We start from the raw sequence: 18,281 nt of genomic DNA on the forward strand, positions 1-18,281 counted from the left end.
AAAAAACCTCTTAGATTATCTAAGAGGTTTTTTATTGGGTATCTATTCTGAATCAGACCTTAAGTAAGTCTAACGTTATAACCGCTTTATAGTTATTTACTATGGGCTATTCTTCTACCCACTCGCCCTTACGCCAGTATACGCCCCATCGCGAGGCCTTACCGTTTTTCTCAGAGCCGATATATTGCTCTTTTTTCTTACGCGACCAACGCAGAATAGTTGGGTTGCCATCAGGGTCTGCATCCGGCCCTTCAAACAGATACTGGAACTTGTCTTCCATCTTATCTTTGATAGGACGCAGCTCAGCCACTTTAGGTGCACGTGTTTCGCGTACCTTCGGGAACTTAGACGCCGCTAAGAACATACCAGCCGCCCCTTCACGCAATATAAAGTAATCTTCATGCTTAACTGATTTTAGCTCTGGCATATGAATAGGATCCATACGTGGCGGCGCAGGCTCACCCGTTTTAAGCACCTTACGAGTATTGTCACATTGCTGACAGGCAAAGTAAGGACCAAAACGTCCGGTCTTAAGCTCCATCTGCCCATCGCACTTATTACAGTCGATAGTTGGCGCGTCTGAGCCAGGAACTTCAAACTTACCTTCTTCTAAAATATAACCATCACAATCAGGATTATTACCACAGATATGGAGCTTGAGGCCCCCGTCAACGATATAGCCATCCATTGCCGTACCACATTTCGGACAGCGCTTTTTTTCCATCAAGTCTTTGACTTCAGCGGCTTCGTCGTCGCCTTCTGGGTCATCAAGATTGGCAAAAGCTTCGACCGGCATTAGGTTCTTAGTGCCTTTACAACGCTCTTTGGGTGGTAAGTTATAACCCGTACAACCTAAGAATACACCAGTTGAGCCCGTGCGTAGCTGCATCGGACGATCGCATAGATCACAGTGCACGTCCGGTACATCAGTCGGATCATTGGGGCGCATGCCATCTTTATCTTTGGCATGCTCAAGCTTAAGCTTAAAGTCGCCGTAGAAGTTATCTAATACGTCTTTCCAATCTTGCTCACCCGCTGCAACGTAATCTAGCTTGTCTTCTAACGCAGCAGTAAAGGTATAATCCATCAAGTCTGGAAAGCTTGCCGTCAGTCTATCGGTGACAATATCACCCATTTTTTCGGCAAATAAGCGTTTGTTCTCGAGTTTTACATAACCGCGATCTTGAATAGTTGAAATAATAGAGGCATAAGTTGATGGACGACCAATACCTTTTTTCTCCAGCTCTTTAACCAAACTGGCCTCGGTAAAGCGCGGCGCGGGCTTCGTAAAGTGTTGACTAGGATCTAGCTGATCTAAGATCAGCTCATCGCCTTTTTTGACATCAGGTAATAAGCTATCATCGGTTTTTGCCGGTGCTTGTACTTTAGTATAACCATCAAAAGTCATCGTACGACCGCGAGCTTTTAACTCGACATTATCGGCAGTTACGAATAAATTAACCGATAGATATTTTGCCGGTGGCATCTGGCAAGCGACAAACTGACGCCAAATTAACTCATAAAGACGAATAGCATCACGCTCCACCCCTTTTAGCTGGGTAGATTTCATATTGACATCAGAGGGACGAATCGCCTCGTGCGCCTCTTGGGCATTTTGTTTGTTACCATAGAAGTTCGGTTTTTCTGGCACATATTGAGCACCAAAACTGTCTTCAAGATAAACACGAACCGTCGCTAAAGCGTCACCTGATAAGAAGGTGGAATCGGTACGCATATAAGTGATATGACCCGCTTCATACAGACGCTGTGCCAAAATCATGGTCTTTTTCACTGAAAAGCCCAAGCGCGTACTGGCTGCTTGTTGCAAGGTCGAAGTAATAAAAGGCGCACTAGGACGCGATTGGGTTGGCTTCTCTTCGCGCTCTTTAACCAGATATTTTGAAGAATTTAAAACGTCTAGTACTTTATCAGTCTGCTCTTTATTAACAAGCTTTAGGGTTTTGCCATCTTGCTTGGTTGCTTCTAAGCGGATACCAATTTGCTCGGCATCTTTTTTGCTGTTTGCGATATGAGTATCAGCAAAAATCTGCCAATATTCTTCGGGGATAAAGGCACGAATCTCATGTTCACGCTCAACCACCAAACGCATAGCGACCGACTGTACACGGCCAGCAGACAGACCACGGGCAACTTTTTGCCAGAGTAGTGGTGACACCATAAAACCAACGACTCGGTCCAAAAACCGCCGCGCTTGCTGAGCATTAACGCGATCAATATCCAACTTCGAAGGTTGCTTAAAGGCATTTTGAATGGCAGATTTGGTAATCTCGTTAAAGACTACCCGCTCATACTTACTATCTGCGCCGCCAATAACTTCTTTAAGATGCCAAGCAATGGCCTCTCCTTCTCTATCCATATCCGTTGCCAGATAAATTTTATCTGCGTCTTTGGCTAAGGCTTTTAGCTCTTTAATAACTTTGGTTTTATTCGGTAGTACTTCGTAAACAGCGGCCCAATCATGCTCAGGATCAACGCCCATGCGCCGTACTAGTGCTTGCTGGGTTTTCTCTTCTTTGGTCAGGCTCTCATCTTTTTTGGTAGTTGCCGCTTTTTTGGCACCTTTACTCGCACCTACTGGCAGATCACGCACATGTCCAATACTGGAACGTACGATAAAATCATTACCAAGGTATTTATTAATGGTTTTTGCCTTAGCAGGTGACTCAACAATCACCAAAGATTTACCTTTAGTGTTATCAGGAGAAGACGAGGAACTTTTTGTACTTGGGGTTTTTGCCATGTGTAACGACACCATAATAAATGGATTAAATGTAAATAGAATTTAGCAGCTAAGCGATTTGTTGTAGCCAGTCAATTTTTTATAACGGTAGCTGCCAATAAAAATGGTCATAAAATAGGCGATAACTAGGTAATAACCACGAAATAGCTAAAAAACAGCGATAAACTTACCAAGACGTTACACTGCTAAGAGTTGAGATGTCAACTGTAAATAACTTTAGATGACTCAAAACAGCGTGCCTGTTACTAATAAACGTCAGCTAAATAGCTGTTTATCATTTTGGAAAAAGGGGCTGCTGAGTTTGAATTTTTGCGACTACGATTTGATTGGCAGCCTGCCCTTAGAAGCTTTTATTTAGCATCTTGCTATTAATACCACTACTGTTAGTACTACTGCCATTATTAGTGCCACTACTATTAGAATAACTACCCGGACTGGTCTGCATTTGCAGTGCCCATTGCTCCAGCTGCGCTTTAAGCAGCAATAAGTCAGGTTCAATAGCGCTGCTCTGATAGCCAGGATTGGTCAATGGGCGCACATAGGCGATATCTTCCCAATAAACCACAATGCTATTGGCTTTAATCAATAACGCTTTTACAAAAGGCTCAATCGATGCCGGTAATGCTAGCGGCACTTTATCCAAATTAAAACTAGCAGGTGACGTGATAATGTTGGCAGTAACGTTAGTGGTAGTAGTCGTAACCTGACTTTCCGGACGCCATTGTCCATCAATCACTCGATAGCGAGTATAAGGCATCTGCACCTTGTCCAGCACTAAACCATATTGGCCAATCATACCGCGACCATATTCATTATCTTTACCCCTAACCCAATCTGGACAACCAATCAGCTTCGGATTGAGTTGCAAGCGTCGCGCAGTCATACGTAGCTTGTCCAAACGCTGGTCAATACCGCTAGGTTTGAGCGCCATCATACTCCCTAATACGAATAGTACAATGGCAATGGCAATCCATACACCCATAACAATTTGGCCTTATAGAAGAATAAATAAATGGGTTTAAAGTAAGGGGTCATGCTGATTCAGCACGTTATCGTTATACCATCTTACTTGACTGGTTGGACACTAATATCGCGTCCCTAATTCTAAAATTCAAGTGCCAGCATTTTACCAACAGCATTATAGTGATCATTAACGCTTCAATATCAGTAGTTTAGCAAGTAGAAATCTATCGATATAATAACAAGATACAAAAAGTCGCTGATATAAAAAAGTGCTATGATAAACCATAATTTTAAACGCGCGCAGGTTTATTATGACTTATATTCTTAAAATACTGTCATCCTTAAAGCCTTCATTAAGGAAAGCTACTATCAAATCCACTTCTGCGTTGACAGTAATGACGGTGGCATTCTTAACACTATCGGGCTGTGCAACCACCCAACGCTTAACCCCGCAACAGTGTCAGGCAAGTAACTGGCAACAAGTCGGCTATACCGATGGAACACTCGGACGCTCTGGTGCTTACTTTGGACATTATATCAATAGCTGCGCCAGTGTAGTCGGGGCGACACCCAATCGCATCCAGTGGGAACAAGGTCGACAGCAAGGACTCAAAAAATACTGTACCGAGCTCAATGCTTATAAGCTTGGCCGTGACGGTTATGATTGGCAGTCCGTCTGTCCACTTGAGGGTATTGATAAGCTAGAGGAAGCCTACTCGCAAGGGCGCTACTATTATATTCGCCAACGTGATCTCGACTATCTACGCTCCCCCTATCCTTTTGGTTATGGACACGGGCGCTTTGGTTATGGTTATGGCCCATTGGGCTACGGGTGGTAATAAGATGATGTTGATTAATAGCTATTATAAACAATCAAGTTTAATGATAGAGGCGTCAGTAGCCACACAGCAATAGCAACACAAAAGAAACCTCGCAAGGTTGCCCAAGCGAGGCTGGAGATAAAAGTTATTATTTTATTTATTTTTCTTATTATTTTGGTTGTTTTTTTGCTAGTAGGCTTACTGGTTTATATTAGTCGCCTTTTTCTATAAAAATAGTCAATACCAAATAAAATAGATACGCTAATAGTCACGTACGGCTGGTAAAAATTTTCTTGCTGGCTGTACGGTTATGCCACTTTTCGATGCGGCAAAAATCTCTCCCAGCCACACTGTATCCGCTCTAAATTAAACCGACTATAGCGCGTTTATATGAAGAGTTATTCATTAACAAAGGCAATTTTGCTCAGTCCTGCTTGACTGGCAGAAGCCAATACTTGCGCCACTGTATCGTATTTACTGTCTTTGTCCGCGCGCAGCTGAATAGCAGGGTCTTTGCCACTCGCACTCTCTTTTTGCAGCCGAGTTTTAAGCGCTTCTATGCTAATAGGAGCGCTATCCCAAAAAATGCCGGCGTCTTTATCAATGCTGATTTGAATCACCTCTGGTGGGGGCTCATTAATAGTGGCACTGGTCTTTGGCAGATCTAACGGTACTGTCGGATTCAAAACCGTGGCGGTCAATAAAAATATAATCATCAATACCAGCATGACATCGATAAGCGGAATGAGGTTCATCTCATTCATACTTTGTGCGTCATCATCACCTAACTGAAATGCCATAATCTTCTCAATCGTGGGTCAATATTTGATAGGGCCATTAAGTTATCAATGGTCTATAGTCAGCTTATTTTATGATTTTGAGGTCGCCGAATCACGATAGTCTGCGTTTGGATTGGCGTCACTTTGTTTAGTAGGAGTCACATGAGCTGCCGTCACACTAGCCGCCGTCGGTATGTTGGCAGCCAAATGATCCGGCGTTCGATTGGCTGCTTGTGGTGCCCCTGTTGAATCAACAGATTGGGCCAATAAATCATGGGCTCTATCGTTCGCCTGATACATCACGCGGCGATTGATACGCACTGCAAGGTTATAAAACACCACGGCCGGAATAGCAACGGCAATCCCAAGTCCTGTCATAATCAATGCTTCACCAACCGGTCCTGCCACTTGTCCCAGTCCTGCTTGTCCGCTAGTACCAATATTGTGTAGCGCATGAAAAATACCCCACACCGTCCCAAACAGCCCAATAAATGGCGCAATGGCAGCCGTCGTACCTAAGATAGGCAGTCCGCGCTCACTCATATAGCGATAACGGCCAATATGCTGTAATAGAGCCTGCTCAGTCACTAAACGACGTGCCGCTGCATCAAGTCTTGATAGCATTGAGCGCTTTTCTTGAATTTGTTGACTTAAATCATCGGCAACTTGTATGGCTAGCTTATGGCTTTGCAGCACGCGGATGATGCCAGTGACCCAAGAAAGCACCGATAATACCAGTAGTATGAAGAATAGGCTTTTGGTCACCATGTCGCTATATTGCCAGTAACTTGCAAAGTCCATGTCAGACTCCTTAATATTTTATGCAATCACATAAGACCACGGCGACTATCGCCTCTGGTCTGATCATGAAAAGAGTATAAGTAGATTTTTTTATAAATAACGAGCGTTTAGGGTACCGCGTAGCTGATGGGCAGGGTCACGTTGCCTACTACCGGCACCCCATTTTTCATAAATGGTTTGAACTTACCGGAGCGTACTTGGCGCTGCGCCTCTTTATCCAATATCGGATTACCAGAAGATTGCGCGACACCCACACTATCAATGCCACCTTGCTTATTCACACGTAAAATCAATACGAGGTTAAAAGTATCACCCGAATTGGCGCGACGGGCAGCGCGACTGGGAAAGCTAAAGTTCGGCGTAGACGCCCAATTGGCGTTACTGGCATTGAAATTCACCGGCGTATTACTGGCTGCTGCAGCGGCTTTTGCATCGGTATCAGCTTTTGTACGGGCAGCAGCTTGGGCAGTTTTTGTATCAGCTACCGCTTGCGCTGCGCGTGCTGCTTTAGCATCCGCTGCCACCTGAGCGTCTCTCATCACTTTGATATGAACTTCTTGTGCCGCCTTTTCAGCTTGGGCTGCCATCGCTTTACGTTCATTAATCACAGCCAAGTTATCTGCTTGAACAGCTGATATTGACGCCTGCCGTTGTACCTCATGTTCAAAAGGTGCATGGTTCACCACTTTAGGTATATCAGGTTGCGTCTTTGATTCAGGTGTTGTCATTTTTGATGCTGGTTTTTCTGGAGCTGGTTTTTTTTGAGCTATAACAGGTGGATTAGGTTTTACTTCAGGCTGAGATTTTTTGACTGCTTGAGGCTTTAATTCGGGTTCAGCAGCAGATTCTGGCTGAGGTTTAAGCTCTTTTATAGGCGCCATTCCTTCTATTTTTATCTCAGACGTTGCAATCTCAACAGGCAGTGTTACCAGCTGAATTTCGATAGGTGATGTGATTGCGGTCTGTTTGACGACCGGTACAGGTGGTTTTATCGCCACTAATGCCATTGCCGTCAGCACATGTAGTGCGATGACCACACTACTGGCCAGCAGCGTTATCTTAAGCGGTGGCGCGTTGAAATTCGTTGAGCCCATAACACCCTAACAATTAACTGGAATAGAATTAAGTCGATAATAATGCAAACGATAACTATTATCAATAACAATTTATTTTTTATATCTCTATTTTTAGTTACTGCTTATTATGTTAGCGCCATTATATGACTCGTTTTAGTTATAACACTTACTATTACAACACTATCTCGGTGTCGCTACAGGATCAAATAGCTTATATTATAAGGCTATGGAATGTAAACCATATTATTAATAGCAATCATTATCATTATCATTGATAAAAATTATTAATTCCTTTATCATGATCACTGTTTACTTTTTCTATTCTCTTAAAACAATTAAATCCAGCAATAAGCTTCAGATTCACAACAGACGAGCATTGTATTAGCGTCTCTATCGACAACGCTAAGCAGGCTCTTTTTCTTTTTATACCTTGCCGTCGTTTTATAAACGTCCTGGTTATGGCCTGTAATATACCGAGTTTTTTATGTTTACTACTTCCCTTTCTTCTAGCCACTCTACAAACACTTCTTTTTTTAAACGTCCCCTGTTAACGGCAATGACCGCCGCATTATTCGCTAGCATTGGCTTAGCTGGCTGCTCGTCGTCTACCGACTCTGAGTTGGATGATAGCAAAAAAGAAAATAAAACTGCTGACGCAGCGTCGAACGATGCGGTCTCTGTTACTACCATCGATGTCGATACCGTTAAAGGTAAGGTAAGCTTACCGATTAATCCATCACCTGTTGTGGTGTATGACATGACCTTGATGCAAGATTTGGCGGCACTCGATGTGGCTGTTGATGGTATGCCAAGCAGTTTACATTTGGATAATTTGCAATCGAAAAAACAACCTGACCCCAAAGAAGTGGGTACCGTATTTGAGCCAGATCTTGAAGCCTTAAATGCGATGCAGCCGCAAGCTATTTTAGTCGGTTCACGGATGGCAGAAAAATACAATGCGCTATCCAGCATTGCGCCAACGTTAGATATGAGTATTGATACCGCCAATATTTATGACTCCAGTAAGCAGCGCTTGCATGACTTAGGCGCATTATTTGGCAAAAGCGACCAAGCCTTGAGACTCCAACAAAATATTGATGGCCTCATTGAGCAAACTCAAGTTTTAACCAAGAATAAAGGCAATGGCTTAGTGGTCATGGTTAATGGCAATAAGCTATCAGCCTACGGTGATAAGTCACGCTTTGGCTTTGTGCATACTGTACTTGGTGTGCCGATGGTTGATAATAAGATTGAAGATGCCCGTCATGGTCAGCCAGTATCGTTTGAATACTTGCAGAAAACCAATCCAGACTGGTTATTCGTCCTGGACCGTAGCGCGGCAATCGGTGAAGACAGTGTCGGTGCAAAAGCGGTATTAGATAACCCGCTAGTTGCCCAAACCACGGCATGGAAAAAAGACCAAGTGGTTTATCTCAGCCCAGATTCTTACCTTGCATTCGGTGGTTATTATCAATGGATGCAGGACTTGACCACTATTAAAACTGCATTTAGTAACGCCAAGTAACCGTCAGAATTATAAAAATTATTTAAGCCAGCAACCGTTATGTCGTTATTTTCTAATCCGGTCAGCGTTGCCGATAAAACCAGCGCTTCTGCACCCGCGGCCTCATCGCGCTGGCAGCAGAGCGCTAATAATAACTCCAGTTATAAGCAACGCCGTGCCGCAATACCGCCATGGCTAATGAATACCAGTAGCCTCATTGTAATGGGGTTTTTGATATTGCTGAGCTTATCTATTGGGGTGGCAGACTTTTCATGGTCGGGTATTTTGCAAAGTCTTATCAGCCAGAGTGCCAATTCAGACAGCTCGCTAATGCTCGTCAGCCGCTTACCGCGTACTATTGCCATTATCTTAACCGGTGTGTCTATGGCCGTCGCGGGCATGATTATTCAGGTGGTGCTCAAAAACCGTTTCGTTGAGCCATCGATGGTAGGCGCGACCCAAAGCGCTGCCCTTGGATTATTGGTAGTGAGTCTGCTATTTCCTGCCAGCGCCCTTATTATCAAGATGGGCGTTGCTACCATCACTGCGATGCTTGGCATGATGCTCTTCATGCTGCTCATACACCGTATTCCGCCCACTGACTTTTTAATGGTGCCATTGATTGGCATTGTCTTTGGCGGCATTATTACTGCTATAACCACCTTTATTGCTTATCAAACTGAGACCTTACAGATGCTCAGCGTTTGGCAATTCGGTGACTTTTCAGGGGTATTAGCAGGACGCTATGAGCTATTATGGCTGACGGGCGGGCTATGTATTATCGCTTATATTATCGCAGATAAGCTAACCATCGTTGGCTTAGGTGACAATATCGCCTTGAATTTAGGTATCAGTAAGCGTCATGTGACGTGGATTGGTGTCGGCATGGTAGCGATGATGAGCGCGGTGGTGGTGGTCACAGTTGGGGTTATTCCTTTTATTGGTCTGATTGTCCCTAACATCGTCAGCCGTATTATGGGTGATAAGCTTAGGCGCAGCTTGCCAGCCGTTGCCTTGCTGGGTGCTTCAGCAGTTTTACTCTGCGATATCATTGGGCGCTCTATTCGCTATCCGTTCGAAGTGCCGGTTGCTACTGTGTTTGGGGTGGTAGGTACGGTAGTATTTTTATGGCTATTATTACGTGCCCCTGCTGAGTCTTAGTATCTATATAGACAGCACTAAATAAAATGGATACACACATGCGCTCACCTTCTGCCTTTACTACAACAGATACGGATCCTCATACTAAGTCATCTGAGCATGCCAAGTTATCAGGGTTTTGGGCAAAGTTGTGGGTTACGATAACTGAACATCCAAAATCAATTGCCAGTATTATTTTATTAATCTCAGCCATCTTGTTTTTGACCGTTAATGTTAATGGTTATTGGGACTTTGCGCTGCCATTACGCGGTAAGAAACTATTGGCGCTAATGGTAGTCGGCTATGCTATCGGCGTTTCCACTCTATTGTTTCAAACCTTAACCCACAATCCTATTTTGACCCCGTCGTTATTGGGCTTTGACTCCTTGTATGTGCTGCTCCAAAGTTTACTAGTATTCTTTTTAGGGGCAATCAGCTTTACCAGTATTAATCCGGTAGCAAAGTTTGGGCTTGAGATTGTATTGATGTTTGGCGCCTCACTACTCCTGTTTCGATTGTTATTCTCGAAGAGCAGTCAAGACTTAACGCGTCTTATTTTAGTAGGCGTTATCTTTGGGGTATTGTTTCGTAGCTTATCAGCATTGATTGCGCGGCTGATTAATCCAGATGACTTTGTGGTGGTCCAATCAGCCAGTTACGCGCAGTTCAATACGGTGAATCCTAACCTGCTGAGTATTAGCATTGTTATCTGTGCCATTAGTGCGGTATTCATCTGGCGCTGGCGTTATCAATGTGATGTCTTAATGCTCGGTAAAGACCAAGCAATTAACTTGGGTATTAATTATCAGCGTTTGGCCTTTGGGCTATTAACCGTTATCGCTATTTTAGTGGCGACCGCTACCGCTTTGGTCGGTCCAGTAACCTTTTTTGGACTGTTAGTCTGTGCCTTAACCAATCGGCTCGCCCGTAACATGACTCATAGTGAGCGCTTGATATTAGTCAGCTTAGTGGCGATGATTTGCTTGGTACTCGGCCAAACGGTATTTGAGCAAGTGTTAGGAATGGCTGGGGTGTTATCGGTAGTCATTGAGCTGGCTGGTGGTTTGGTATTTTTAGTATTGATATTTATAACCCATCACCGCTAGCAATGTTAATCCTATTCTAAAACATATACGCTAAGCATAGCGGTGGGAAATCTTTGACGTCTCTAGAGTGGTGTAGCCTCACAGCACGCGAGAGATCTTACCAGCCGCCTTGCAAGCTTGCTTATTATCGTAAACCCATCTTTATTAAAAAGATGAAAATACAGTTAATAAATTAACAAAAATCTTATTAAAAATTCAGCTTAAAGTAAGAACGACTATGATTAAAATAAATAACGTCTCGCATCATATCGGTAAGCAGCAAATTCTGCACGACATTAGCTTATCTTTACCAAGCTCACAAGTCATTGCCCTTATTGGCCCTAATGGCGCGGGTAAATCGACTTTGTTTTCGTTGATGTCACGACTGCAACCGTTGCAATCAGGAAAAGTTAGCTTCGCTGAGCATGATATTGTCAGCTGTAATGCACGCACGCTTGCTACTACAGTCGCCATGCTGAGCCAGGACAATCAAGTCCAAGGGCGGCTGCGCGTCCATGAGCTACTGATGTTCGGGCGCTATCCTTATCATCAAGGACGACCGACTGCCAACGACCATCAAAAGGTCGATGAGATTATCGAGCGCTTTGAGTTAGAGCTATTAGCCGATCGTTTCTTATCAGCGCTATCTGGTGGACAGCGGCAGCGCGTGCTGATTGCGATGATTGTCTGCCAAGATACGCCTTATTTATTACTCGATGAGCCGCTGAATAATCTCGATATGTACCACTCTGGGCGCTTGATGCGTGAGCTGCGTGAGTTAAGTCATACCCAGCAAAAAACCGTGGTGATAGTCTTACATGATATCAATCAAGCCGCGCAGTTTGCGGATACCGTAGTGACCATGAAAGAGGGACGAGTGAAGGCAACCGGGCGGCCAGTTGATGTTATCACCCAAAAAACTATGAAAGAGCTTTATAACGTTGATGTCACGGTACTAGAGCACCAAGGTCGTCCGGTTATTGTCGATAGCTTCTAATCTCTTATAAATAAAAATCGGTATTAACCCCTACAAAAAAAGACCGAAACTTATTCTAAAATAAGAACTATAAAAAAGGCCACCTATAAAATATAAGTGGCCTTTTTATTACCAATAATTAGAGTATAAATAATAATGGTATCGTTTAGACCCGTACCATTTAGAACTGATAGGTTAACGAGGCTTTGATATTGCGACCTAGCTCAAAATCGGTATTATCATCTTGGATAGCGTTGTAGCGTGAGGCATGACTGGCATAAGTTTCATCAAACAGGTTGTATATGCCAACCGTGGTGGTTACGCCATCAAACTGACGTGGTGAATAGTTCATATACACATCGTGCACATCATAATTTGGTTTAGTATCTTCGTTATTATCTGTAATTGATGCTACATAAGTGCTGCGCCAACCTAGACCAACGACATCATTTGGTTTGTAATTTAAATTCACCATGTAACGATCACCTGAGTCGGTACTACCGCCACTCACTGATGGAATGCTATTGCCTGTCTTGTCACCCACGCTACGTGCTCGCGAGTAGCTTAGACCCATACCAAAGTTACGAGTACTATAGTTGGCCGCCAGCTCAACGCCTTTGATTTCATAGTCTTCATCACTGTTAATCATACCTTGGCACTCACCGCCTATTTCGCCCGTATCACAATCAATCCCAAATCTACCAGGGCGATTACCTGTACGCATAAACAGCTGATAGTTCTCAATATTAGACTTAAAGTATTTTCCGCTTAATTCTAGCGCATCGTCAGCGATAGTTAGATCACGCAGTGTCGTCGCAATACCCACTTCTGAGTTATAGCCTTCTTCTGGCTTTAAGTCATTATTGACATAAATACCATCGCCATTGCGATTGAACACTGCTTGCCCTAAGTCTGGACCGTTAAATAATTGCGTATAGCTGGCAAATACTTGGGTACGCGGTGCAATCTCGTAACTGGCAGCCAAGGCACCAACCACGTTATCATATGTTGAGCCGCCCGCCACAAATTTAGGTGATTTGTAACGATCATAACGCACGCCAGGCGTTAGAGTGAGTTTACCCATTTGCCATTGGTCTTCTAAATATATTGAGGTGTTGTTTGCGCTGTCACTGCCTAAATTCTGATTATCTCGTATCATCTCAGATTCTTTTTTATAATGCTCGACACCAGCAATCAGCTTATGGGTGCCAACATTACTATCAATTACACTGGTATTTTCAATTTTGGCACCAGTGGTTTTTACCTTAGCTTGCCAGTCATAACCTGGCGATACTTTAGGAGCATTGTCACGCGAAATTTCTGTTTCAGTTTGATAAACAGTGGTATCCACATCAACCAGCGAATTTGACGGATTGAAATTGTAATCAACCGTATAGGTATCTCGGTTTATCTTTTGTGGTATTGGATCATCAGTTAAGCTCGGAAAGTCTGGACGAAACGGAAAGACACCTTCTTTTTTAGTACGACTAAAGCTTGCGCCTACGCGATGGTCATCGGCAATATAAGCGCCCGCCTTTAATAGAATATTTTCGCCTTCGCTGTCTTCAAAAAGCTCACGACCACTACCATCCTCACCAGAACTCACATCACGCTTACCATAATAAGCAAGCAAATCGATATTTTCTGTTGGCGCCGCAAAAACAGTCGCTGAAGTTAGTAGCTCATCATTATTACTGGCATAACCGGCGTGTATTTTTGCGCCAATTTTTTGACCCGGTTTTAATAAATCAGCCGCATCAACCGTTTTAAAAGCAACCGCACCGCCGAGTGCATCATTACCTAGCGTCACTGAATTATTTCCCACAGCCACATCTGCCTGCTTTAATAAATCAGGGTCAATAGTGATATCGCCCATATGATAGAACAACGCGCCTTCTTGACGCGCGCCATCAATCGTAACTTTAAGATTGGTATCATCAAGACCGCGTATGCGCACGCGCTGATTGACCGATGAGGTGCCACCCACAGTGACGCCTGGCACTACATTTAAAAAATCACTTAGATGACTCGCTTGTGCAGCTGGTGTGTAGTCATCTATATAAACAGAATCCTCTTGTACCTTTTCACGTACCGAGCTATTTGCCGTAACCGTAATGGTTTGTAAGGAAGTACTGGGCATATTGTTTACAGTGGCCGCACTTGCAAACTGCGACCCCAATATTGTGGTAACGGCTACTGATAATACGGTTAATCGACTAGACAATCTCGCTTCACGCATAACACACTCACTTTATCTGATTATAAAACCTAAAATTATTTACAACCCTGTTTGCCATATCTACCTATCAAGCAATTACTACCCTAGCTGGCTTTTATCGCGCAATCTTTTATCACATGATAGTAAGCACCTATCTAGCAACAATTACGGACATAGCTATGCACCTTAATACTCTAGTTGGCTTAACCGATGAATACGAACAGTATTGTAAATACAAATGATAATTATTAACATTAAAAAGAAAAGTATAATAACGAATTGTTAATACTTTAGCAATATTAAAAAACAAAAAACCTTACTCGATAGCAAATGCCTACCGGTTTTGACTTAATTACCCTATCTTGATAGTAACGCTAAGTCCCCGATTTTATGAGCTCACTCAGCTGTGTGAATTTTGTTTATTATCTTGGTCCTACTCGGGTTTTATTATTGTTATTATTTATTTAACACAGCTGACATCCTTATATACTGGCTGTTTTTGCTTATTATTTACGATATTCATAGTGATCATACAACCTCATTTATAGAGTATCTTTTTACTGAGTACTGGTAATGAATGTTTTTATTTTTAGAAATTAAACACGCAAAAGCTAAAAAAAACGTTGCAATAACGGTCACTTTCACTATACCCTATCCAATAGCTGACTAAATAGTCAGGTTTTAAGCTGCAATGATTCATAAAAATAGCCAATAATATTTTTCTATTTTATGAATGAGCACAAGGATAAGTGCGACTCTTTGTTGAATGGATAGGCAATACGGCAAGTTAAATATTTAAATGGAAATTAATATTAACCTGCGCATCCACAATATTGCCTGAGACCCTCACAAAGATAGGACTAAGACGTTACTCTAGGAGAAAGCCGTCATGAGTGAAAACACTCAAGGAAACCCTGATTTATTATACGGACTGCATGATCGTCCTGCCCCTGCAAAAGCATTTTTAGGCGCAATCCAGCACGTACTTGCCGCTTTTGTCGGTATCATTACCCCTTCGCTAATCATTGGTGGCGCCTTAGGGTTAGGAGAACATATCCCCTACCTTATCAGCATGTCGTTGATGGTATCAGGGGTGGCGACTTTTATTCAAACGCGTAAGGTTGGTCCCGTAGGCTCCGGCCTCATGGCATTGCAAGGAACCAGCTTTGGTTTCTTAGCGGCCGTACTTGCTGCTGGTTTTGTGGTAAAAAATAAAGGCGGTAGTCCCGAAGATATTCTCTCTGTCATTTTTGGAGTCTCGTTTCTTGGGGCATTCGTTGAGATATTTTTAAGTCAGTTTATTACTAGGCTTAAATCGTTGATGAGCCCTATCGTTACCGGTTGTGTCATTGTTACTATTGGTCTGTCACTGACCAAAACCGGTCTGACCGACTTGGCAGGCGGTGTTGGTGCCGAGAACTTCGGTAGTATGGAGAATCTACTATTGGGTGGCGGGGTGCTGGTGAGCGTGGTATTGATCAGTATCGTTGATAATAAAGTTATTCGCTCCAGTGCTATCTTTATCGGGCTAATGCTTGGTTTGATTGCGGCAATGTTCCTAGGACGTATCGATTTCTCGCTAGTCTCTGAAGCCCCTATATTTACTGTACCAGTGCCTTTTAAATTTGGTTTTGGTTTTGACTGGCAGGCTTTTATCCCTATTGCCTTTATGTATATCATTACCAGTATCGAGACCTCAGGCGATCTAACCGCGACCTCAATGATTTCAGGCGAACCTATCAAGGGCCCGGTATACGAAAAACGTATTAAAGGCGGGGTATTGGGTGATGGTGTTAACTCTCTAATCGCCGCCGTATTTAACACGTTCCCAGTGACCACCTTTAGCCAGAACAACGGTGTGATTCAGATGACGGGTATCGCCAGCCGCTATGTTGGTTTTTATGTGGCGGCTATATTATTCACCATGGGGCTATTCCCTATCCTTGGTGCTATTTTTACTCAACTGCCTAAACCAGTTGTTGGTGGGGTAACGCTGTTGATGTTTGCAACCGTTGCAACCGCTGGTATCCGTATCCTATCAACGGTTAACTTTACCCATCGTAATGTCTTGATTATTGCAACCTCACTAGGTTTATCAATGGGTATTGCCTTTGTTCCGGATGTATTCGCCCAAACCCCACAGTTTTTCCGTAATATCTTTGGCTCAGCAGTAACCATGTCAGGCATCGTTGCTATCACTCTTGATATGATCTTACCGAAGAACTATGGTGTCGAGTTTGATACTGCCGAGCAGCATGCTGATGATGGTTTAAAACCGCTTAAAAAAGCCTCTTAAACTTAGCGCACCGCCTTAATGATAACGCGGCAATCCTCTTATCTGCTGGTTATGTACCACCATAAATTAATCACGCCTTAAGCGTGATTTGGACTAGCAGCAGATAAGTGCTTCATCGTATCTTGGACTGATGACTGCAGTCATTTAACCTTACTCGGTCATGATTAAAGACCACAACCACGCAGGATGAAAGGCACTAAGAAGTCGGCAGCGCGCGCTTCATCTTGTTTGTCGTAGGCATCTTTTTCCATTAGGCCGATAATTTCGGTTTCAAACTCAGCATAACGCTGGGTGGTCGCCCAGATTAGAACCAGCAGTTGCAAGGGATCAGCAATACTTATTTTGCCCTGTTCATGCCATATTTTCATGACTTCTGTTTTATCAAGTGCCCAGTCTTTCATAGTTGTTGACATAAAATCATGTAAATGCGGGGCACCGCCGATGATCTCAACTGCAAACAGTTTATGACGGTTGGGATGGGCAAATGCTTGACGCAGTTTAGTGCGCACAAACTTCTCAATAACCGTCGTTGGATCACTGTCGACAGTCATAGTAATCAAGCCCTCATTCCATTCTTGAATGATTGAGCGTAGTACCACCTTATACAGATTTTTTTTATTTTTGAAATAATAATGAATATTGGCTTTTGGTAATCCGGCCCGATCAGCAATTCCTTGCATGGTGGCACCGCGATAGCTTTGGAGTACGAACTCTTCTTCAGCTGCTGCTAGAATTAATGCTTGGTTCTGCGCACGAATATCTTGCTGGCTACGGTGAGTCGTTGCCTCGGATGGGGACGATGCATTTTCTTGAATATTTTGAGTCATAGCGATCATTAATTGAGCCATTTGGCATATTTGTTAAGAAGTAAGCCATATTCCTAATAATAATGGTAATAAATACACCTTTTTATGGAACATAGCACGACAAAATAAAGTTTTTTGTAAAAAGTAGTTGACCAAATGGTCAGGTTTTAGCAGAATAGACAATATAAACCAATTACTGCTTAATTAGTATCACTTTAACACACGATTTGTTTAATCGAATTCTCAGCGTTTTTTTAATCGAGCGTATTTCATATTAATTAAGAGCAATACCCCATCACAATATTGACTTAAAAGTATCAGCCTCTGAAATTTTGGCTTCAGGCAAAGGGCTAAAATTAATATAAAGAGCCAATAAAAAGAGATATGGTGACCTGGTCATTGCTCAATAGCCTTTAACTGTTACACCAGGCTTTCATCATAAAAGATAAGGATGTCATCATGAGCTTAAACTTACCCCAATTTAACGAACTTACCCAAGCGGATGCAACCTCACAGCTTTTGACTTGTTGTACCAGCACCAGCTGGGCACATAAGCTTGCCAGCGCGCGACCCTTTACTGATATGAATACGCTGCTAATCAGTAGCGATGAGGCATGGAATCAAGTACAAACAAACGAGGCGGACTTATTAGAAGCCTTTGACGGCCATCCACAAATCGGTAATGTCGATTCTCTGAAAGAAAAATATCGCAATACTCAAGACAGCGCAGCGCATGAACAATCGGGTGCCAATGATGCTGAGGACAAAGTCCTAGAAGATCTAGCGCAAGGCAATCAAGATTATCTCGATAAGTTTGGTTTTATCTTTATTGTTTTTGCGACCGGTAAAAGTGCGCAGCAGATGCTTGATTTATTGCTGGCCCGTCTACCGAATGACCGTGCTACTGAGCTTGCAAATGCGGCTACTGAGCAAAATAAAATTACCCGTTTACGCTTAAACAAGCTATTCGGCAATGCTTAGATGAATGCTCAAATGATTGAATTGATTTCATAGACATTACATTGCCCCAAAACTTGTACGGTGCAAAAGCATCG

General features: G+C 43.1%; 14 protein-coding genes. 7 read left to right on the plus strand and 7 right to left on the minus strand.

Translation table 11 applies throughout. The features are described from left to right. Positions 1–106: 106 nt before the first annotated feature. Positions 107–2,761: a type I DNA topoisomerase gene (gene topA, locus AAEY88_RS04220; RefSeq protein WP_350559509.1), complete on the minus strand. Its 2,655-nt coding sequence runs from the start codon at positions 2,759–2,761 to the stop codon at positions 107–109. Positions 2,762–3,101: 340 nt separating this feature from the next. Then, complete coding sequence (locus AAEY88_RS04225; protein ID WP_350559512.1) at positions 3,102–3,743, minus strand: hypothetical protein; 642 nt, start codon at positions 3,741–3,743, stop codon at positions 3,102–3,104. Between the two features lie 292 nt (positions 3,744–4,035). On the opposite strand from AAEY88_RS04225, the gene AAEY88_RS04230 reads away from it, so the two are divergent. Beyond that, entirely contained in the window at positions 4,036–4,563 is a 528-nt protein-coding gene (locus tag AAEY88_RS04230; RefSeq protein WP_350559515.1) for a DUF2799 domain-containing protein, read from the plus strand. A 380-nt stretch (positions 4,564–4,943) separates the two neighbouring features. Here AAEY88_RS04230 and AAEY88_RS04235 read toward each other — a convergent pair whose 3' ends face one another. The 3 genes from AAEY88_RS04235 to AAEY88_RS04245 form a co-directional block, all read right to left on the minus strand. Beyond that, complete coding sequence (locus tag AAEY88_RS04235; protein ID WP_350559518.1) at positions 4,944–5,345, minus strand: biopolymer transporter ExbD; 402 nt, start codon at positions 5,343–5,345, stop codon at positions 4,944–4,946. A 69-nt stretch (positions 5,346–5,414) separates the two neighbouring features. Further along, positions 5,415–6,125, minus strand: a complete 711-nt coding sequence (locus AAEY88_RS04240) for a MotA/TolQ/ExbB proton channel family protein (RefSeq protein ID WP_350559521.1) — start codon at positions 6,123–6,125, stop codon at positions 5,415–5,417. Between the two features lie 107 nt (positions 6,126–6,232). After that, positions 6,233–7,219: a TonB family protein gene (locus AAEY88_RS04245; protein ID WP_350559524.1), complete on the minus strand. Its 987-nt coding sequence runs from the start codon at positions 7,217–7,219 to the stop codon at positions 6,233–6,235. Positions 7,220–7,685: 466 nt separating this feature from the next. Here AAEY88_RS04245 and AAEY88_RS04250 point away from each other — a divergent pair, with 466 nt between their 5' ends. The 4 genes from AAEY88_RS04250 (at position 7,686) to AAEY88_RS04265 (ending at position 11,927) form a co-directional block, all read left to right on the plus strand. Further along, positions 7,686–8,726: a siderophore ABC transporter substrate-binding protein gene (locus tag AAEY88_RS04250; RefSeq protein ID WP_350559527.1), complete on the plus strand. Its 1,041-nt coding sequence runs from the start codon at positions 7,686–7,688 to the stop codon at positions 8,724–8,726. Between the two features lie 39 nt (positions 8,727–8,765). Then, the gene (locus AAEY88_RS04255; protein ID WP_350559530.1) at positions 8,766–9,866 is read left to right on the plus strand and encodes an iron chelate uptake ABC transporter family permease subunit; all 1,101 of its coding nucleotides are present in this window, start codon (positions 8,766–8,768) and stop codon (positions 9,864–9,866) included. Positions 9,867–9,904: 38 nt separating this feature from the next. Continuing rightward, the gene (locus tag AAEY88_RS04260) at positions 9,905–10,951 is read left to right on the plus strand and encodes an iron chelate uptake ABC transporter family permease subunit (RefSeq protein WP_350559533.1); all 1,047 of its coding nucleotides are present in this window, start codon (positions 9,905–9,907) and stop codon (positions 10,949–10,951) included. Between the two features lie 217 nt (positions 10,952–11,168). Beyond that, positions 11,169–11,927: an ATP-binding cassette domain-containing protein gene (locus AAEY88_RS04265; protein ID WP_350559536.1), complete on the plus strand. Its 759-nt coding sequence runs from the start codon at positions 11,169–11,171 to the stop codon at positions 11,925–11,927. Positions 11,928–12,087: 160 nt separating this feature from the next. Here the strand turns inward: AAEY88_RS04265 and AAEY88_RS04270 are convergent, their stop codons facing one another. Next, positions 12,088–14,145, minus strand: coding sequence for a TonB-dependent receptor domain-containing protein (locus AAEY88_RS04270; protein ID WP_350559539.1), 2,058 nt, complete (start codon positions 14,143–14,145; stop codon positions 12,088–12,090). Between the two features lie 868 nt (positions 14,146–15,013). Between AAEY88_RS04270 and AAEY88_RS04275 the strand changes: the two genes are divergently transcribed. Further along, a complete protein-coding gene (locus AAEY88_RS04275; RefSeq protein WP_350559542.1) occupies positions 15,014–16,420 on the plus strand; it encodes a nucleobase:cation symporter-2 family protein in 1,407 nt (468 codons plus the stop codon). 164 nt (positions 16,421–16,584) lie between these two features. Here AAEY88_RS04275 and AAEY88_RS04280 read toward each other — a convergent pair whose 3' ends face one another. Next, positions 16,585–17,247: a TetR/AcrR family transcriptional regulator gene (locus AAEY88_RS04280; RefSeq protein ID WP_350559545.1), complete on the minus strand. Its 663-nt coding sequence runs from the start codon at positions 17,245–17,247 to the stop codon at positions 16,585–16,587. 438 nt (positions 17,248–17,685) lie between these two features. Between AAEY88_RS04280 and uraD the strand changes: the two genes are divergently transcribed. Further along, positions 17,686–18,207, plus strand: a complete 522-nt coding sequence (gene uraD, locus AAEY88_RS04285; protein ID WP_350559548.1) for a 2-oxo-4-hydroxy-4-carboxy-5-ureidoimidazoline decarboxylase — start codon at positions 17,686–17,688, stop codon at positions 18,205–18,207. Positions 18,208–18,281: the final 74 nt, after the last annotated feature.

The organism is Psychrobacter sp. CAL346-MNA-CIBAN-0220, assembly GCF_040309805.1.
In the GTDB taxonomy this organism is placed as follows: Bacteria; Pseudomonadota; Gammaproteobacteria; order Pseudomonadales; family Moraxellaceae; genus Psychrobacter.